The sequence below is a fragment of the Caballeronia terrestris genome (assembly GCF_001544515.1).
GTDB classification, from domain to species: domain Bacteria; phylum Pseudomonadota; class Gammaproteobacteria; order Burkholderiales; family Burkholderiaceae; genus Caballeronia; species Caballeronia terrestris.
In genome coordinates this window covers 1-1632 of sequence record NZ_FCOL02000355.1, presented here as the reverse complement: position 1 = coordinate 1632, position 1632 = coordinate 1, and the positions used below count along the sequence as shown (strand labels likewise).

The window sequence follows — 1632 nt, the reverse complement described above, 5'->3', positions numbered from 1 at the left end:
CCTACATCGTCTCGTCCCGATCTGACGCAGAAAAGCTCGTCGCGCACCATCTTGTGACGGGTTACGCTGACGCATACTGTTTATCCGGCCCTGTCGACGGTCAGAGTCGACGGGGCAACGATCGGAAGACATGCCGCCAAGGCGCTGCTTGCGCGATTCGCGACTGAACCGGCCCCGATGGGCGAACGGCTCGAAGTGCGTATGGACACCGGCTTCACAATCTTTGACCGAGACAGCGCATGAGGGCGGTTCGAGCCTGGCACGGCGACGATGCAGATCGACTCCGCTGACTACGCGCGCCTTTTGTTGGAGCAGGGCCGTCGCGCGATGGAACCGGTCAGAGTGCGGCGGCGTGGCAGGGATTGGCGCGCAAGGGCGGGGCATCATCAACCGCGGCTTCGCGATCGTCGACATGGCGGTCGCGACGGTCGACTACTATCGGCAAGGCTTGCGCGAGCGGCAGTGCGCATGACGCGCGACGGTGTCTCCCTGGGCGCCGAATTTTCCCCAATGCGCCGGGCAAGCGCCCCGAGTGCATCAGCGGCGGTTGAATCGGAAATCGTCTAAGGACGCTCAGAAGTGTCGTCCGTCGGCTTTTACCTGCATCAACTTTCCCCATTCATAGTCGATCGCATCGGGCATCATGGGAAACACGCCCGCACCCGGAGTGAATGTCAATTCGCCGAAATAGACTTTGTCGTCGGGGGCATAAAGGTCCACCCGAACATACTCGAATCCGTCCGCCAGCGCCGTTGCGAGCGATAATAGCGTCTCAAAATTTGCCGGACGCTCCGCGGGGCGTGCGCTACGCGGATAGTGGCCGATTGAGATGTCCAGCCGGTTCCAGTCGCCGTCGTACATGTCGCCGCACGGTCGTTCGCCGAAGCGATCGGAGATCACTGCGATATAAATCACAGGCGTGGACCGAGCTTCAGTGAAGAAGCAGTGGATCTTGATGTCCGGGGGAATATTGCCGCTTCGATCAAGCAGGAGCTGTTCGAAGAAAATGCGGGGCTGAATCGCGCGATAGTGGCGCTCGCGCGCGACACGATAGAAGTCGGTCGTGAGCCATTGCTTCGCAAGACGATCGAGTTCTTTAAACCCAATGTCGATCTTGTCGTTCACCACCTTGACGAACCCACTTCCGTGATTTGCCTTCATAACGAACGTCGATGGCAGCGCGTCATACACCTCGCGGGTAAAAGCCACTGGGTCCGCGAGAAGTGGCACCAAATACTCTTCGCCGATCTTTTGGCGGACGTACTCGCGTACAGTGAGCTTGTCGGTCAGATCTGCGTAGCGCGGATCCGGATGAAGACAGCGATACAAAATCTTCTCGTTAAACGTTGTCGGCGATTTGACGTTCGGGAAACGGCCCACTTTGTGACGATGAGCAAGACTTAGATAAACGCGGTCTGGCAAACATTGTTTGGCGAAGCCAATTAGGCTCTTTGAAAGAGACATCGTATCCCCTCTGATGCTTGATAAACGGGTTAAGAAGCAGTTTCGATTTTCTTTAACAAGGCACAATCGCGGGCCGCCGCACGCGTCACTAAGAGGCGGTTTCAAAAAGCCTAGATTGATCGTTGGAGAGTATTCCAGCAGATCACGCAAGCGGCCAATTTCAAGAAT

At 57.1% G+C, this 1632-nt stretch carries 1 protein-coding gene; it reads right to left on the bottom strand.

Annotation, left to right across the window (positions count from 1 at the left end; genetic code table 11):
- Window positions 1-573: 573 nt before the first annotated feature.
- On the bottom strand, window positions 574-1464 hold the full coding sequence (locus AWB67_RS37355; RefSeq protein WP_087660807.1) for an ATP-grasp fold amidoligase family protein: 891 nt from the start codon (window positions 1462-1464) through the stop codon (window positions 574-576).
- Window positions 1465-1632: the final 168 nt, after the last annotated feature.